At 45.0% G+C, this 15938-nt stretch carries 14 protein-coding genes; 5 read left to right on the top strand and 9 right to left on the bottom strand.

Annotated elements, in window-relative coordinates:
• Window positions 1-7 precede the first annotated feature (7 nt).
• The 5 genes from acnD to R7070_RS05475 form a co-directional block, all read right to left on the bottom strand.
• On the bottom strand, window positions 8-2599 hold the full coding sequence (acnD, locus tag R7070_RS05495) for a Fe/S-dependent 2-methylisocitrate dehydratase AcnD (RefSeq protein WP_256900163.1): 2592 nt from the start codon (window positions 2597-2599) through the stop codon (window positions 8-10).
• A 155-nt stretch (window positions 2600-2754) separates the two neighbouring features.
• Window positions 2755-3897: a 2-methylcitrate synthase gene (gene prpC / locus R7070_RS05490; protein ID WP_005377283.1), complete on the bottom strand. Its 1143-nt coding sequence runs from the start codon at window positions 3895-3897 to the stop codon at window positions 2755-2757.
• Between the two features lie 132 nt (window positions 3898-4029).
• Window positions 4030-4926, bottom strand: coding sequence for a methylisocitrate lyase (prpB, locus tag R7070_RS05485; protein ID WP_256900162.1), 897 nt, complete (start codon window positions 4924-4926; stop codon window positions 4030-4032).
• Between the two features lie 12 nt (window positions 4927-4938).
• Entirely contained in the window at window positions 4939-5652 is a 714-nt protein-coding gene (locus R7070_RS05480) for a GntR family transcriptional regulator (protein WP_005377279.1), read from the bottom strand.
• A gap of 264 nt (window positions 5653-5916) precedes the next feature.
• Window positions 5917-6315 carry a GFA family protein gene (locus R7070_RS05475; RefSeq protein WP_256900161.1) on the bottom strand — a complete coding sequence of 133 codons (399 nt, stop codon included), beginning with the start codon at window positions 6313-6315 and terminating at the stop codon, window positions 5917-5919.
• A 266-nt stretch (window positions 6316-6581) separates the two neighbouring features.
• On the opposite strand from R7070_RS05475, the gene R7070_RS05470 reads away from it, so the two are divergent.
• The 5 genes from R7070_RS05470 to R7070_RS05450 all read left to right on the top strand — a co-directional run bounded on the left by R7070_RS05470 (window position 6582) and on the right by R7070_RS05450 (window position 11479).
• On the top strand, window positions 6582-7553 hold the full coding sequence (locus tag R7070_RS05470) for a tripartite tricarboxylate transporter substrate binding protein (protein ID WP_005388181.1): 972 nt from the start codon (window positions 6582-6584) through the stop codon (window positions 7551-7553).
• A 238-nt stretch (window positions 7554-7791) separates the two neighbouring features.
• A complete protein-coding gene (locus R7070_RS05465; RefSeq protein ID WP_005388179.1) occupies window positions 7792-8286 on the top strand; it encodes a tripartite tricarboxylate transporter TctB family protein in 495 nt (164 codons plus the stop codon).
• 19 nt (window positions 8287-8305) lie between these two features.
• A complete protein-coding gene (locus tag R7070_RS05460; protein ID WP_005388177.1) occupies window positions 8306-9832 on the top strand; it encodes a tripartite tricarboxylate transporter permease in 1527 nt (508 codons plus the stop codon).
• Between the two features lie 279 nt (window positions 9833-10111).
• Window positions 10112-10627 (top strand): adenylate kinase, encoded by a 516-nt coding sequence (locus R7070_RS05455; RefSeq protein WP_256900160.1) that lies wholly within the window; start codon window positions 10112-10114, stop codon window positions 10625-10627.
• A gap of 81 nt (window positions 10628-10708) precedes the next feature.
• The gene (locus R7070_RS05450) at window positions 10709-11479 is read left to right on the top strand and encodes a sulfite exporter TauE/SafE family protein (protein ID WP_318141160.1); all 771 of its coding nucleotides are present in this window, start codon (window positions 10709-10711) and stop codon (window positions 11477-11479) included.
• A 294-nt stretch (window positions 11480-11773) separates the two neighbouring features.
• Here R7070_RS05450 and R7070_RS05445 read toward each other — a convergent pair whose 3' ends face one another.
• The 4 genes from R7070_RS05445 to vopB all read right to left on the bottom strand — a co-directional run bounded on the left by R7070_RS05445 (window position 11774) and on the right by vopB (window position 15938).
• Window positions 11774-12745 (bottom strand): TAXI family TRAP transporter solute-binding subunit, encoded by a 972-nt coding sequence (locus R7070_RS05445; protein WP_005377264.1) that lies wholly within the window; start codon window positions 12743-12745, stop codon window positions 11774-11776.
• Between the two features lie 259 nt (window positions 12746-13004).
• Window positions 13005-13370: a hypothetical protein gene (locus R7070_RS05440; protein ID WP_256900158.1), complete on the bottom strand. Its 366-nt coding sequence runs from the start codon at window positions 13368-13370 to the stop codon at window positions 13005-13007.
• Between the two features lie 353 nt (window positions 13371-13723).
• Window positions 13724-14728: a type III secretion system translocon subunit VopD gene (gene vopD / locus R7070_RS05435; RefSeq protein ID WP_005377262.1), complete on the bottom strand. Its 1005-nt coding sequence runs from the start codon at window positions 14726-14728 to the stop codon at window positions 13724-13726.
• Window positions 14729-14738: 10 nt separating this feature from the next.
• The gene (gene vopB, locus R7070_RS05430) at window positions 14739-15938 is read right to left on the bottom strand and encodes a type III secretion system translocon subunit VopB (protein WP_256900157.1); all 1200 of its coding nucleotides are present in this window, start codon (window positions 15936-15938) and stop codon (window positions 14739-14741) included.

The raw sequence follows: 15938 nt of genomic DNA, 5'->3' as shown, positions 1-15938 counted from the left end.
GCACTCCTTATTGTGCCAAGAAATCTTGCGCGAAACGCTGCAGAACACCGCCCGCGTTGTACACGTGAACTTCGTCAGCGGTATCTAAGCGACAAGTAACCGGAACATCGACTTTATCGCCGTTGCTGCGTGTGATAACCAGCGCTAAATCAGCGCCCGGCTTGATTTCTCCAACCACGTCGTAAAGTTCCGTACCATCCAGATCTAGCGTATTGCGGTTAACGCCCGACTTAAATTGCAGTGGTAGTACGCCCATGCCAACCAAGTTAGTACGGTGAATACGCTCAAAGCCTTCAGCAACAATGGCTTCTACGCCTGCCAGTCGAACGCCTTTTGCTGCCCAGTCACGGGATGACCCCTGACCGTAATCCGCGCCAGCCACCACGATCAATGGTTGTTTACGATTCATGTAGGTTTCAATCGCTTCCCACATACGAACCACCTGCCCTTCTGGCTCTACACGCGCCAGAGATCCCTGCACGACTTCGCCGTTTTCCTTCACCATTTCATTGAACAACTTTGGGTTAGCGAAGGTCGCGCGTTGCGCCGTTAAGTGGTCACCACGGTGAGTCGCGTAAGAGTTGAAATCCTCTTCTGGCACACCCATTTTCGCTAAGTATTCACCTGCTGCGCTGCTTGCGAGAATCGCGTTGGATGGTGATAAGTGATCAGTGGTGATGTTGTCGCCCAGAATCGCCAATGGACGCATGCCAGACAATGTTCTTTCTCCCGCTAGCGCACCTTCCCAGTACGGTGGTCGGCGGATATAGGTACTCATCGGACGCCAGTCGTACAGCGGGTTGGGATTTTGCTCTTGATCATTCAGCTTAAACATCTGAATGTAAACTTGCTTAAACTGCTCAGGTTTAACATGAGTACCGACAACTGCATCGATCTCTTCATCGCTTGGCCACAAATCATTGAGATAAATTGGTTTGCCGTTTTGGTCCGTGCCAAGCGCATCGCGCTCGATATCAAAACGAATTGTACCGGCCAGCGCATAAGCGACAACCAATGGTGGTGAAGCCAAGAAAGCTTGTTTGGCGTACGGATGGATTCGACCATCAAAGTTACGGTTACCAGAAAGCACCGCTGTCGCATATAAATCACGGTCGATGATCTCTTGTTGGATTTTTGGATCCAGCGCACCACTCATACCGTTACAAGTTGTACATGCATAACCAACAATGCCAAAGCCAAGCTTCTCTAGCTCTGGTAATAAGCCCGCTTCTTCCAGATACAAGCGTGCAACTTTAGAACCCGGAGCAAAAGACGATTTCACCCAAGGTTTACGTACAAGACCAAGTTCGTTGGCTTTCTTCGCCACAAGGCCAGCAGCAACCACGTTTCTTGGGTTACTGGTATTCGTACATGAGGTAATAGCAGCGATGATCACTGCACCATCTGGCAACTCGCCTTCTTTCTCTTCCCACGCTCCAGAAATGCCGCGCTGTGCCAACTCAGAAGTTGGTAAACGACGATGAGGGTTTGACGGACCTGCCAAGTTACGGCTAACTGATGATAAATCGAACTCAAGTACTCGCTCGTAAACTGCGCTATCAAGATCGTCTGCCCAAAGACCGGTTTGTTTTGCGTAATTTTCTACTAAAGCAACTTGTTCTTCATCTCGACCAGTTAGTTTCAAGTAATTGATGGTCTGCTCATCAATATAAAACATGCCAGCTGTTGCGCCGTATTCTGGTGTCATGTTTGAAATCGTTGCGCGGTCTCCGATCGTTAGATCACGTGCGCCTTCTCCGAAGAATTCAAGATATGAAGATACCACACGCTCATTACGCAGAAACTCAGTAATCGCGAGGACAATATCCGTTGCGGTAATGCCCGGTTGACGTTTACCCGTCAGTTTGACACCGACAATATCTGGTAGACGCATCATTGATGGTCGGCCAAGCATGACGGTTTCTGCTTCCAGACCACCGACACCTATCGCAATAACACCAAGAGCGTCTACGTGAGGCGTGTGACTGTCCGTACCCACACAGGTGTCTGGGTAGGCAATGCCCTGCTTTGCTTGTACCACAGGAGACATTTTTTCCAAGTTGATTTGGTGCATGATGCCATTCCCAGCTGGAATCACGCTGACGTTTTCAAACGCTGTTTTACACCACTCGATAAAGTGGAATCGGTCTTCATTACGGCGCTCTTCAATCGCGCGGTTTTTGTCGAAGGCATCAGGGTCAAAGCCCGCATGTTCAACCGCTAAAGAGTGGTCAACGATCAATTGTGTCTCAACCACTGGGTTCACTTTTGCAGGATCGCCGCCCTGATCTGAAATGGCATCGCGCAGACCCGCTAAATCGACTAGAGCGGTCTGACCAAGAATGTCATGACAAACAACGCGTGCTGGATACCAAGGAAAATCAAGATCGCGTTTGCGTTCAATTAACTGTTTCAGGCTATCTGTCAATGTGTTCGGGTCACAGCGACGGACCAGTTGCTCAGCTAGTACGCGAGAGGTATAAGGGAGTGTTTCATAGGCTCCAGGAGAAATGGCATTGACGGCTTCGCGTGCATCAAAATAATCCAGTTGAGTTCCCGGAAGCGGCTTACGATATTGGGTATTAATATTTGTGTTCATGGTTTGCTTCCATTCAGTCTTTACATCTGCCTTCATCAAAGTTTTCCATTGCTCCAGAAACACAGTGATGAGAGGATCTCCTTCCTCTGTTAGAGAGAATGACAAAGGAAGGAGGTGGTCAACCAAAGCATATAATGCCCTCGTTGACCTTCGCGCTAGCGATTCTCGATAGGCACCCATTCTTGATGATCTGGGCCCGTGTAATCAGCACTTGGGCGAATGATGCGGTTATTGGCACGTTGCTCATAAACGTGTGCAGCCCAGCCCGTTAAACGACTCATCACAAAGATTGGGGTGAATAGTTTGGTTGGAATGTCCATGAAGTGGTAAGCCGATGCATGGAAGAAGTCCGCATTACAGAACAGACCTTTCTCTCGCTTCATCACTGATTCAACACGCTCAGAAACCGCATATAGATGTGTATCACCAACTTGTTTCGATAGCTCTTTGGACCAGCGTTTTATTAAGGCGTTGCGAGGGTCACTTTCACGATAAATCGCATGACCAAATCCCATGATCTTGTCTTTATTGGCTAGCATTTTCATGATGTTCGCTTCCGCCTCATCGGGCGTTTGCCAATCTTCAATCATTTCCATCGCCGCTTCGTTTGCGCCGCCGTGAAGTGGCCCACGAAGCGTACCGATTGCCGCCGTGATACAAGAATGAATGTCTGACAACGTTGATGCACAAACGCGTGCTGCGAATGTAGAAGCATTAAATTCATGTTCAGCATAAAGAATGAGCGAGCAATGCATCACTTGTTTGTGCAGCGCAGATGGCGCTTTGTCTGTAAGTAATCGCAAGAAGTAACCACCGATGCAATCTTCAGTCTGATCCTCGGTGTTGATACGCACGCCATCATGACTAAAGCGGTACCAGTAACAGATGATGGCAGGGAACAAGGCTAGCATACGTTCGGTTGCTTTCAGTTGCTCCTCGAAGCTCATTTCCTGCTCTAGGTTACCCAATACAGAACAACCCGTGCGCATTACGTCCATTGGGTGTGCGCTTGCAGGAATCAACTCTAAAGCTTGTTTTAGCTCGGCTGGCAAACCTCTAAGGCTGAGTAGGTGTGTCTTGTACGCATCAAGTTCTTGTTGATTCGGCAAGTGACCGCGTAACAGAAGGTGAGCCACTTCTTCAAACTGTGCGTTGTTCGCAAGATCAGTAATATCGTATCCACGATAAGTTAAACCAGTTCCCGTTTTTCCGACAGTACATAAAGCTGTGCTTCCTGCGCTTTGACCACGAAGGCCTGCGCCACCTAATTCTGCTTTCTTTTCTGCAGTTTGAGACATTGTTTGAACTCCTTTTCTGTCTGACTTTTCCCTCTCTGGGGTGTTTTTAGCCAAACGAATTTCACGTTATTAGATGAGATAAATTCCGATTATCTTTTTCTTGGGCTTCCGTCTATTTTTGCTTTTCCCCCGCTATTTCCCTTCAGAGAATAACTGGTCAAGTTTGTCTTCATAGTCGTGGTAATTCAGGTGCTGATACAACTCTTTACGTGTTTGCATCGAATCAACCAGTGCTTCCTGATTACCCACTTCTAGCAAATGTTTGTAGACCGTTTCAGCAGCTTTGTTCATGGCACGGAACGCACTTAATGGATAAAGCACCATGTCCACTTTTGCTTTCGCTAGCTCATCACAGCCATACAGCGGTGTCGCGCCAAATTCTGTAATATTCGCCAGAATAGGAACGTGCTTTCCGGTCGCTTGCTCAAGCGCATTTGAAAACTGAAGGTACTGGTCCAGCTTGTTCATCGCTTCGGGGAAGATCATGTCTGCGCCAGCTTCCACACACGCAATCGCACGCTCGATTGCGCTGTCCATGCCTTCAACAGCTAGCGCGTCTGTACGAGCCATAACCACGAAACTTTCATCATTGCGTGCGTCAACCGCGGCTTTTACGCGATCAACCATCTCTTGCTGGCTGACTATTGCTTTGTTCGGACGATGACCACAACGTTTCTGTGCGACTTGGTCTTCCATGTGCACCGCTGCCGCGCCTGCTTTTTCCATCGCTTTGATCGTGCGAGCAATGTTAAATGCACCGCCAAAACCCGTGTCGATATCAACCAAAAGAGGCAAATCACATGCGTTAGTGATGCGGTCAACGTCAACCAAAACGTCGTTTAATGTTGTGATACCGAGATCCGGCAATCCGTATGAAGCATTTGCGATACCGCCACCAGACAAGTAAATCGCTTGGTGACCCAAGTTTTTTGCCATCATGGCGCAATACGGGTTTATAGTGCCGACAATTTGTAGTGGATTATTTTGTTCAATGGCGAGTCTGAATTTCGCTCCCGGTGTTAAGCTCATGACGAATTCCTTCTAGTCTTTGTCTAAACTTTCTGTATGTATAATTTGAGATTGGATGAGCTTTCGACTTCCTGATATGTGTCTTCTCATCAACATTTCTGCAAGCTCTTCATCGCGATTGCGAATGGCTTCCAAAATGAATTTGTGTTCGGTGAGCGCCTCATTCGGGCGAGATTGCGCACGTGGCGACTGGTAACGATACATCCGTAATAAGTGATAGAGTTCATCACACAGCAGAGATATTAACTTACTGTTTCTGCTCGCTTGGATGATGCGATAGTGAAAATCAAAGTCACCATGTTGATGGAAGTAAGACGCGCCTTCCATTTGGTCTATATGCTTGGAATGTGTCGACAATAGCATTTCCAAGCTTAAGAGCTCTTCTTGCGTAATGTGTCGCGCAGCTAACCTTGCCGCCATGCCTTCCAATGCTTCTCGAACGGCATAAAGTTCTATCAGCTTTTCCGGAGAAAAAGTGGTCACTCTAGCCCCAACATGAGGAATTCGCTCGATGAGCCCTAGCCCCTCTAAGCGCATCAATGCTTCACGCAAAGGCCCACGACTGACCTGATATTTCTTTGCTAGCTCGGGCTCTGATATCTTATGGCCAGGCTTCACATCGCCATTAACAATGACTTCAATCAGTGTTTCGGTCAGCGTTTCGGATTTGGTGTGTTCTTTCTCAGAACCCAGCACTTTATAACGAGCTTTCAACTCAGAGTTCATATTCAGATACTCTTGTTACCGACATCGAAATGTCTACAATTTCTTAACCTGAATATAAAGTAGTCGATCAAAGTGTCGACAATCAAGTAAATTGTCGACAATTTAGACTAAGGTCGTAATTTAAATGGGCCTAAAATGCCTATTAAGTGCCATTTTTAGCAGAAATAAAGAATGGGGAACTCATATTGTCGACAACTTATAAACCTTTAAGCTTATGATCTAAAAACTAAAAGCTCAGTTGTCGAACAATAATCGGATAAAAAACTATCCTTTAGGTGCAAATTGATCAAACACTTGTTGCGAAGTCATCTTTTGTGAAGCGGAATTGAGGTCATAATAAGCTGGCTTTTCATCGGTAAAAATCTCTAAAGTGAGTTTGAAATCTGGGTTATCGAACAAACCAGCGGAAAGAATGTACTCACCTGTCGGCAACAAATGGTAGAAAAGGTTTGTGCCACACTCACCGCAAAACCCCCTCACAGCCCAGTCTGACGACTGATAACGTTTAGGTTCGCCACCTTTAAACGTCACGTTAGGCCCACAATGCACCGCATGAAGTGCGCCACTCGACCATTTTCGACACATAGAGCAATGGCACAGGCTAACCTCATTTTTAACCTCAGCGATGACTTCAATTGCGCCGCACAAACACGTCCCTTTCATTCTCTTTTCCTCGTTCATTTTCCGTCATTTTATTATGGCCTACCAAAGCGTAAAGCCGCGTGACCTAACACCAACTTCTCGCCGTGAACTTTATGAACAAAATAACCGAAATGCTCAATATTCTCTTTATATCTCTTTTACAGACAGATATTTAACACTTAATTAACCTTTACACCAAGTTCAGCTTTAACGCTTACAAGGCATGACAACTGAGCAAAAACAATAAGGCTCAACTAAATAGAGTCGCTAACATAAGGAACGTGAACATGTTAAAGGTACTCAAACCAACGCTCGCCGCTTCAATCATCGCAGCTTCATTTTCATTCAACGCTCTTGCTGCAGATATTGAAAAAATGCACTTTCTTATCCCTGGAGGTGCCGGTGGCGGTTGGGACATGACCGCCCGAGGTACTGGTGATGTATTAATAAAGTCGGACATCGTTGAAACCGTATCATTTCAAAACCTATCTGGTGGTGGCGGTGGCAAAGCAATCGCACATTTGATTGAAACGGCTGATCGTCAAGAAGATACACTCATGGTGAACTCAACACCGATCGTCGTTCGCTCGCTCAGTGGGATCTTCCCACAATCTTTCCGCGACTTGACTCCTGTTGCCGCAACGGTTGCCGATTATGGCGCCATTGTTACATCAGCCGATTCTCCTTACAGCTCTTGGGAAGATGTCGTTAAAGCTTTTAAAGAAAACCCACGTAAGGTGAAGGTTGCTGGTGGCTCTGCTCGTGGTTCTATGGATCATTTGGTTATAGCAGCGGCTTTCAAAGGTGAAGGTTTTGATGCGCGCAAAGTTCGTTACATTGCCTATGATGCAGGTGGAAAAGCCATGGCTGCCCTACTTTCAGGCGAAACACAACTGCTCTCTACAGGGTTAGGTGAAGTACTCGAAATGTCTAAGTCTGGGCAAGTGAAAGTGTTAGCGATTACAGCACCAAAACGTTTAGAAGCTGCGCCTAACATTCCAACTCTCACCGAATATGGTAATGAAACTGTCTTTGCTAACTGGCGTGGATTCTTTGCAGCACCAGGCACAAGCCAAGAAAAGCTAGATGAATGGAATGCCGCATTTACTAAAATGTATAACACCGACGAATGGCAAGTCGTTCGAGACCGCAATGGTTGGATCGACAACTATAAAGCGGATAAAGCATTCTTCGCGTTTCTTGAAGATCAAGAGCAACAGATGGGTGACTTAATGCGCGAGTTAGGCTTCCTGAAGTAACAGTCGAATTGGGGTCCCTCAGATACCAACCTCAATGAATAACATAGGTTGGTATTTCCCCATTGTATTTGCACTCTAAGTTTCACCGCATATGGACATTGTCGACAATCGGCATGCACACTCCTTTGTTTATATACCCAAAGCGGCTCGACTAGCAGCGAAATGCTTAATTGTTAATGGTTTAGTTTATTCATTGACGTCCATATGCGGTCTTTTTTACTTTTGTTAGGAGTTGAATATGCCTCGTTCAACCAACTTTTTCACCAAAGAGTATTTGCTCTGTCGTGACCGCGTCGGCGCAATGATCTTTCTACTCTTCTGTCTTTGCTACGGTTATCAAACCTCGCAGATTCCATTGTTTCCAGGTGATGAGTATGAACCATTCACCGCACGTACTCTGCCAACCATCCTGACTTACGTTGGTGTCGGCCTTTCTTTGCTATTGCTGGTGACAGGACAACCAGATAAACAAAGTGGCGCAGTGCTGACCTTCAATTGGAAGTTACTGATTGCCTTTTTAATTTTAATGGCGCTCTACGGCGTGGGCCTGACTTATCTAGGTTTTGTGATAGCTACTGGCTTCTTTTTATTGGCTGGCTTTTATCTGCTCGGGGAAAGACGTAAACCCGTTCTGTTTGGCGCGTCGTTTCCATTCGTGATCGCGTTCTACTTATTACTCACTCAAGGTTTGGACATCTATCTCGAACCGGGTTTGATTTTCACCATCTGGTAGTCAAAGAAAGGACTGAATTATGTTAGATGGAATTCTACAAGGTTTATCCACCGCAGTAATGCCAATGAACATTATGATGGTGATCGTTGGTTGCTTCGTCGGTACATTTATCGGCATGTTACCTGGACTTGGGCCGATCTCAGCCATTGCTTTGATGATCCCAATTACTTATGGCCTAGAGCCCTCCTCTGGCCTTATTTTAATGGCGGGTGTTTATTACGGTGCGGTATTTGGTGGTTCTACATCGTCGATTTTAATTAACGCGCCGGGTTGTTCTTCAACCGTGGTCACAGCATTCGACGGCTACCCAATGGCTCAAAAAGGCCAGGCAGGTAAAGCATTAGCTTTGGCAGCTTATTCGTCTTTCACTGGCGGTACGCTATCTGCCATTATGTTGCTTGTTGCCGCACCAGCATTGGCTAGCGTCTCCCTTAGCTTCCAATCGTCGGACTATTTTGCGTTGATGCTACTTGGGTTATCAGCAGTCGCGGCTTTTGCGGGGAAAGGTCAGGTAATCAAAGCGTGGATGATGACCATTCTTGGTTTGATGCTATCTACAGTTGGAATCGATAAAGGCGTAGGCGTTGAACGCTTTACCTTCGGTTTAACGGATTTAATGGATGGCTTTAGCTTCTTGTTGCTTGCAATGGCGACATTCGCACTGGGTGAGACACTGATGGGCATCCTTAAACCATCAAAAGACACCAGCGATGAAGAACAAGAAAAGCTGAGCAACATTGGCTCAATGAAAGTGACCAAGGAAGAAATCAAAGATGTTGCGCCTGTTTCAATTCGCTCTTCAATATTAGGTTTCTTCACTGGCGTTCTTCCTGGCGCAGGGGCAACCATTGCTGCTTTTTTAAGCTATGGTATGGAGCGCAACCTCGCACCTAAAGAGAAAAAGGATGAGTTCGGTAAAGGCAGTATCCGTGGTTTGGTTGCGCCAGAGTCTGCGAACAATGCAGCATCTAGTGGTTCATTTGTACCGCTATTAACGCTTGGTATTCCGGGCTCTGGTACAACAGCAATAATGCTCGGTGCGCTGATCGCTTATGGTATTCAACCTGGCCCTCGCCTATTTGTTGAACACCCAGATGTGTTCTGGTCAGTGATCATTTCCATGTACTTCGGCAACATCGTACTTGTGATCCTGAACTTACCATTGATTCCGTACATTTCAAAGCTTTTGGCGGTTCCAAGAACGGTGCTTCTACCGATGATTTTATTCTTCTCAATCACCGGGGTTTATTTGGTCTCTTTTAACACTATGGATGTGTTCGTGATGCTGATTGTGGCTATGGCTGCCATTGCACTTCGGCTCGCTAACTTCCCGCTCGCACCTTTATTGCTGGGCTTCATCCTTGGAGGATTAATGGAAGAGAACTTACGCCGCGCATTAATGATTTCAGATGGAGAACTGAGTTTCCTATGGGAGCGTCCTATTACCCTTACCTTTACTGTTTTAGCTGTATTGGTATTGGCAAGTCCACTAATCGTAAAGCTGATTCAAAAGTTTAAAGCACAGCCAGTCAGCGTTGAGCAGTAATCGCTGTCTCTTTCAACCTAGATAAAGCCATCCATCGTGATGGCTTTATCTTCCGCCCTCCAAATCGTTCGCTTATTGTGCAGATGGTATTGACAAATCACTGTCGTTATATGAAGGTGATTGTATGAACACACACTTAGCGCAACTTAACCAACGAATTATCATCATTCCATAGGAATGGTGGGATTTTTTGATGCGCTCAGTATTTATCGAACCCACCCATAACGGTGGGTTTTCTGTCTCTACCGTATGGGAAAAGCTCTCTTGGAGGCGGTCACAATGCAAAAAATAGCAGTTTTTGGTAAACCCGGCAGTGGAAAATCGACGGTAAGTAAAGTAATCGCGTCGGCTACCGGTCTTCCTCTTCATCAATTAGATTCAATAGTCTATAAACCAAACGGTGATCCCGTTGAGCGTAACGTTTTTGATGAAGCCCATAGCAATATACTAAGCTCAGATCGTTGGATTATAGATGGCCTTGGACCGATCAGCTCTTTCAACGCTCGTTTAGATGCAGCCGATACTCTCATTTATATTGATCTACCATACTCAGTAAGCTATTGGTTTGTGACGAAACGTCTCCTTAAAGGACTTTTCATTAAACCTGAAGGTTGGCCTGATGGTAGTTCGGTACTGAAAGGAACGTTACAAAGCTACAAAGTTCTTCAGCAATGCCCTGCATTCTGGAATGATGACTTTATGTATCGCCTCGAGGGGTACTCTCAAACTAAAGCCGTTCATGTCATCAAAAACGTTACAGAACTGAACAATTTTGTTTTGGAGCGGGTAAAGTAAACCTCATATCAGAACATTAGAGCATGTAGGTTAGATCATCTGAAGCTCTAACAATGAAAAAGAACATAACAAGGATTGTTTATGCTTTTAGAACTCGCACTTTTATTCGTTGCTGGCGTAATTGGTGGGATCATTAACTCCATAGCAGGAGGCGGAAGCTTTATTACTTTTCCGGCTCTATTGGCAGTTGGTGTTCCTCCTATTATGGCTAACGCAACAAACACGTATGCTTCATGTGCGGGTTACATTAGCGGAGCCGTCGGGTTCAGAGAAGAGATCATGAAGAACAAGCATGAACTGCTGTTCACAGTCTCATTCAGTTTAGTCGGCGGCGCTGTCGGAGCATATCTGTTGCTCAACACGCCAGAATCGCTATTTATGGAAGCTATCCCTTGGTTACTCTTATTTGCCACCGTGCTTTTTCTCATCGGTCCTCGTTTAACAATGCTAATCAAAACTGTCGCGAAAGAGCACAAACATGCTGGCATACTCGGAGCAATCGCGTTGGGTTTACTACTTGTTGGTGTCTCTGCTTACGGTGGTTTTTTCAACGCAGGTTTAGGGGTTATTGTTCTGAGCTATCTGGTAGTAGCTGGCCACCAAGACATTAATTTAATGAACGGTTTGAAATTGCTCGTATCTACGTGTGTTTCACTCATTGCTATCGTGATTTTTGTTGCCAATGGCTCCATTGACTGGCGCACAGGTAGTGTTGTTTTGGTCGGTACGTTGGTAGGTGGGTATCTTGCAGCTCGTGTATCTCGTCAACTGAATCCCAATCATGTTAAAGGGTTTGTTGCTCTTTCTTCTATTCTCATCACTATCTACTTTTTCATTGATGTTTATGTTTAAGCAAAACTTGTACAAGTGGATAACACTCCTACAAAAAACGCTAGCGCGAAAGATTAATGCAGATAGCTTAACGATTTTTTGTGTCACTCCAGCGAGGTTAGGAATCTAATAACACTACACTTAGCGACTAATGAAACAATTTTGATCACAAAGTACTCGGATAGAAGAGCCTGTATCACGCTCCTTCGTCGCTGTACAGGATGACGAGAAATAGAAATATGCCACTCGCGGTTAAACGAGTGGCATTGATCGAGAAAGATGGCGTTTTACATCAATAATAAGAGAAAGTAACGCTTACTTAATCAGCCCTACTTCTTTGTAGTATTTGAGCGCACCTGGGTGAAGAGGCGCAGATAAACCGTCTTTTACCATTTCCTCTTTCTTCAAGTTTGCAAACGCTGGGTGGAGACGGCGGAAATCATCGAAGTTTTCAAATACCGCTTTAACCACGTTATAAACCACATCTTCTGGTACCGCAGTAGAAGAAACAAACGTCGCGCCCACACCAAAGGTTTGAACATCACTATCTGTGCCACGATACATACCACCCGGGACATTTGCGACACGATAGAAGCTGTTGTCTGCAACCAGTTTTTCTACATTAGGTCCAGCTACCGTTACGATATTACTATCACACGACGTAGTGGCTTCTTTAATCGCTCCACTTGGGTGACCAACGGTATAAATCATCGCATCAATTTTGTTATCACAAAGTGCTTTTGATTGCTCTGCTGCTTTTAACTCAGAGACAAGCTTAAAGTCGTCGTTACTCCAACCATACTGGTTCATTAGCACTTCCATAGTACCTCGCTGACCAGAACCAGGATTACCAATGTTAACGCGCTTACCTTTCAAATCATCAAAAGTTTTGATGTTCGCGTCTTTACGTGCAACGACAGTAAACGGTTCTGGATGAACGGAGAATACGGCGCGTAGCTCTTTAAAAGGCCCGCTTTCTTCAAACTTACTGGTTCCTTTGTAAGCATGATACTGCCAGTCTGATTGCGCGATACCGAGGTCCAATTCACCAGCACGAATAGTGTTGATGTTATAAATCGATCCCCCAGTACTTTCTACCGAACAACGGATACCGTGCTCTTCTCGCGATTTGTTAACCAAGCGACAAATAGCGCCACCAGTCGGATAATAAACCCCTGTTACGCCACCGGTACCAATCGTGACAAACGTTTCCTCCGCAGACGCAGAAAAGCCTGTTGTGAGTGCAGCCAAAGAAGCCGCAAGTGCGATTTGCTTAAACTTAAACATTGAACATCCCTTTTACTTGTGTTGATGACCGTTTAAGTATAGCAACCGTTAACAATTTGATAACGTTTGAGTTCTCATCCTTGGCGGTTAGCTTAGTAATCACCATTTTATTGGCATATTCTGCCTTTATATAATGGCTCTATATAAGCGTAAACCGTATAGTCTAGAAAATTAAATCTTTAGACTGATATGTCCATTCTAAATTATCTATTAAATAGAAATACTCAGGTCAAATTACTATAATCTTGTTAAATAACCTTTATTCTATATAAATATGATGAGTTATAACTCCAGCCAGAAGACATGATGTACTTGAAATAAATAATACGAATGAGAGAACAAACAATCGTTGAATATGAATTGGAACCTTATCCCTCTTCTCTAACATTTTATATCGTTTCGCACGAAAAGTGCTCAGAAAAACAGTTCCATATTGTAGTACTCCGTGACCTGATAAGAATATATTCAGAGTGTAGTATCGAACTCCATTATCAAGAGCATCTTCAAGATACTTCAACCACTTGGATTTCAAATAAATAACAAACAAAAACCAAGCAAATATACCTAAAATTCCAACCGTAGTCAGATAAATCACTAAATCTGATGCTAAACTGATATCTTCCATCTTCGACTACTTATTAAGTTGAGTTTTATATAATTCTGTTCCCAAATACTCACCAGTCGAACTACCATATTTTGTTATTGAGTATCTAATTACACCCTTCACTACAAAAAATTCTTAAACACACTTTTTGTGAATAATAATGGCACTTTAACTTAATTTTACGCAACAAGGCTACTATGAAGTTGTTAGCTTTGAGCTGAGTTCAACAAAAACAGTAACTTTTATGCAATGTAACTCACTACGTTATATTGCTTTACAAACAAATCACCCAGTAAATATCCGTATCTAGTTTAGATAGCTGAAATAAAAAAAGCGTTGTATAAACAACGCTTTGTAGTTAGTGAAACGGATGGTTACACCGTTGGGACTGACGCTCGCCACGCTTGGTTCTGGCTATCTGAGATAGATCGGAACAAGTCACGTAGCTCTTTCAATAAACCTTCTTGGAAACCAATGTTTTCATCGGCTTTCTGTTTGGCTGCTTGTGCGCGAGTCGCTTGTACTTCATCATCTTTGCTGCGCGCTTGCGCTTTGGTTTGCTCTACATTCGATGCTGAGTTTGCCATCTGGCCCAAAGCTTGAAGAATAGCGTTCTTCGCTTGGTTTGAGCTCATCAACTTATCGAACTTACGGCCACCACTTGTCAGCTGCGCTGTCGTGTCTGCGATATTGTCTTTCGCTAGTGAGTGCGCACGCTTAACCTGATCTTGCTGCGTTTTAGACAAGCTATTGTTATTTAATAACTCTTCTGCTTGATCGAAGCCAGCTTTTTGCGTTTTCAGTACATTATTGCTCGCCATTTCATTCTTGATTTCTTTCCCTGCTTTGAAAGAACCAAGGGCACCAATAATTGCGGTAGCACCCGCTAATACACCCGAAACGACTGCCATCGCGATCATTGCGCTTGCCGAGTTGTTTAGTTCTGCCGCTTGGCTTTCTAAACTCGCGACGTTTGCTTCAACAGCAATTTCACGTTGTAGCACTTGCTGCTCACGGCTCAGCTTTGATACTTGATACAACAATGTTAATAGCGTCAACGATTGTGATACCGCATCTGATGGTGACTTGATCACCTCCTCACCGTTAAGCGCTTTCATCGTTGTGCTCATTAATGAGCTCACCGTCGGCGCAAGAGCACTCATTAAGTTTGCAACAACTTGAGCTTGGTTACTCACTGTGGGAGCTTTAGGTGTCTCTAACTGGTAGCGTGCTGCACCAGAAACACCTGACTCACTTTGGCTTTTAACGGCACCCGCTTCAAGCTTTGTTTCCGGCGCTTTTTCTGCTTTGTTGGTTTTAATGGTATCGCCTAAACCGTATAGTTCACCACGACCCGTTCCGCCTACTTTATCTAGCATAATAAACTCCTTATACCGTTGCAGGACGGCTTAACACCGTTTGCATAGTTTCACTTTTCGCTTGAATCATTTGCATGATGAGGCTCATCAGCTCTTGGAAGTCTTCCATCAACTTACCAATCTCTTCTTTGAGCTTATCAATGACAGCCTGGCTTAACGTCATTTTGGCTCGAAGGTCTGTGATATCAGCCTGAATCTCTGTTACGTGAGCATTGTTAGCAGCGTGGACACTGTCCGTTGCGCCTTTACCCACGTTGACGGCAAGATCGACGGTTTCTGCGCCATAACGAATCGCTTTCGCTGTTGTTGTCGCAGCTTTTGTGCCCATATCCGCCACTTTCGCCATGTTTGCAGCGGCTTTCGTAGCGATTTCCGTGACCTTTTGAGCTACCTTACCAGCACCTTTTGCTGCAAGTTTCGCGATACCGCCAGCAGCTGCACCACCAAACGTCACAACAGCTCCGATAACCGCGACGGCGATTTCTAATGCCATTACGACTTTGTTTAGCACATCGACATTTACGCCCGCTTCTTTTAGCGCATCTTGAACGGCTGGCTCTTGCAACGCCATGCTCACTGCTCCCATGACGCCACCAGCGATCATAAGTGCACCGGCTGCTGCACCAACACCCGTTGCCACCATTACGGTACCAACAACAATAGAAACCACCGCACTGATCCAACCAAAGATCTTCGCTGCTAAGCCTGATTTTTGGGCTTCTTTTGCAGCGGCTTCCGATTCTTTGATTTTGTCTTGGTTTTCCACCATCTCTTTTTCGTGCTTAGCTTTTGCGACCTTCACTTCCTGAATTTTCAGCTCGTTTTGAGCACTTTTCAGTTTATCCGTGATAGCAGCAAGCTCTACTTCAAAATCATCAGCAGATCCTGCGATGATTTTGACGGCAATCGAACCTGTTTGGTCTGCAACTGCATGGAGAGATTTTACAATGGTATCGACGATCTTTTGCAGCTGTGCCATGGCTTTTAGCGTCAAATCATTCACTTTGTCACTAACAGCTGCGTTAGGTGCATCTAACTGAACTTTTACTTTTCCGGTGTTCAGTACATCTGCATCTTTACTCTTCACGTTTTCTACCGTCACAGAAGGCGTCGCTATAGACGCCGTTTTCTGCACGTTATCTAACGTGGCTTGGCCAGATTCAGGGCTATAAACCTGTGTCTGGATGCGGTCAAGTGCAATAGAACTCAT

Source organism: Vibrio sp. 1557 (assembly GCF_033340175.1).
GTDB classification, from domain to species: Bacteria; Pseudomonadota; Gammaproteobacteria; order Enterobacterales; family Vibrionaceae; genus Vibrio; species Vibrio alginolyticus.
Note: the sequence above shows the minus strand (reverse complement) of the source record. Positions and strands in the feature narration are given on the sequence as shown.

Excerpts from the sequence above, each read along its gene's own strand:
- acnD (WP_256900163.1), bottom strand. The coding sequence starts at position 2,599 with ATGAACACAAATATTAATACCCAATATCGTAAGCCGCTTCCGGGAACT.
- prpC (WP_005377283.1), bottom strand. The coding sequence starts at position 3,897 with ATGTCTCAAACTGCAGAAAAGAAAGCAGAATTAGGTGGCGCAGGCCTT.
- prpB (WP_256900162.1), bottom strand. The coding sequence starts at position 4,926 with ATGAGCTTAACACCGGGAGCGAAATTCAGACTCGCCATTGAACAAAAT.
- R7070_RS05480 (WP_005377279.1), bottom strand. The coding sequence starts at position 5,652 with ATGAACTCTGAGTTGAAAGCTCGTTATAAAGTGCTGGGTTCTGAGAAA.
- R7070_RS05475 (WP_256900161.1), bottom strand. The coding sequence starts at position 6,315 with ATGAAAGGGACGTGTTTGTGCGGCGCAATTGAAGTCATCGCTGAGGTT.
- R7070_RS05470 (WP_005388181.1), top strand. The coding sequence starts at position 6,582 with ATGTTAAAGGTACTCAAACCAACGCTCGCCGCTTCAATCATCGCAGCT.
- R7070_RS05465 (WP_005388179.1), top strand. The coding sequence starts at position 7,792 with ATGCCTCGTTCAACCAACTTTTTCACCAAAGAGTATTTGCTCTGTCGT.
- R7070_RS05460 (WP_005388177.1), top strand. The coding sequence starts at position 8,306 with ATGTTAGATGGAATTCTACAAGGTTTATCCACCGCAGTAATGCCAATG.
- R7070_RS05455 (WP_256900160.1), top strand. The coding sequence starts at position 10,112 with ATGCAAAAAATAGCAGTTTTTGGTAAACCCGGCAGTGGAAAATCGACG.
- R7070_RS05450 (WP_318141160.1), top strand. The coding sequence starts at position 10,709 with ATGCTTTTAGAACTCGCACTTTTATTCGTTGCTGGCGTAATTGGTGGG.
- R7070_RS05445 (WP_005377264.1), bottom strand. The coding sequence starts at position 12,745 with ATGTTTAAGTTTAAGCAAATCGCACTTGCGGCTTCTTTGGCTGCACTC.
- R7070_RS05440 (WP_256900158.1), bottom strand. The coding sequence starts at position 13,370 with ATGGAAGATATCAGTTTAGCATCAGATTTAGTGATTTATCTGACTACG.
- vopD (WP_005377262.1), bottom strand. The coding sequence starts at position 14,728 with ATGCTAGATAAAGTAGGCGGAACGGGTCGTGGTGAACTATACGGTTTA.
- vopB (WP_256900157.1), bottom strand. The coding sequence starts at position 15,938 with ATGAGTTCTATTGCACTTGACCGCATCCAGACACAGGTTTATAGCCCT.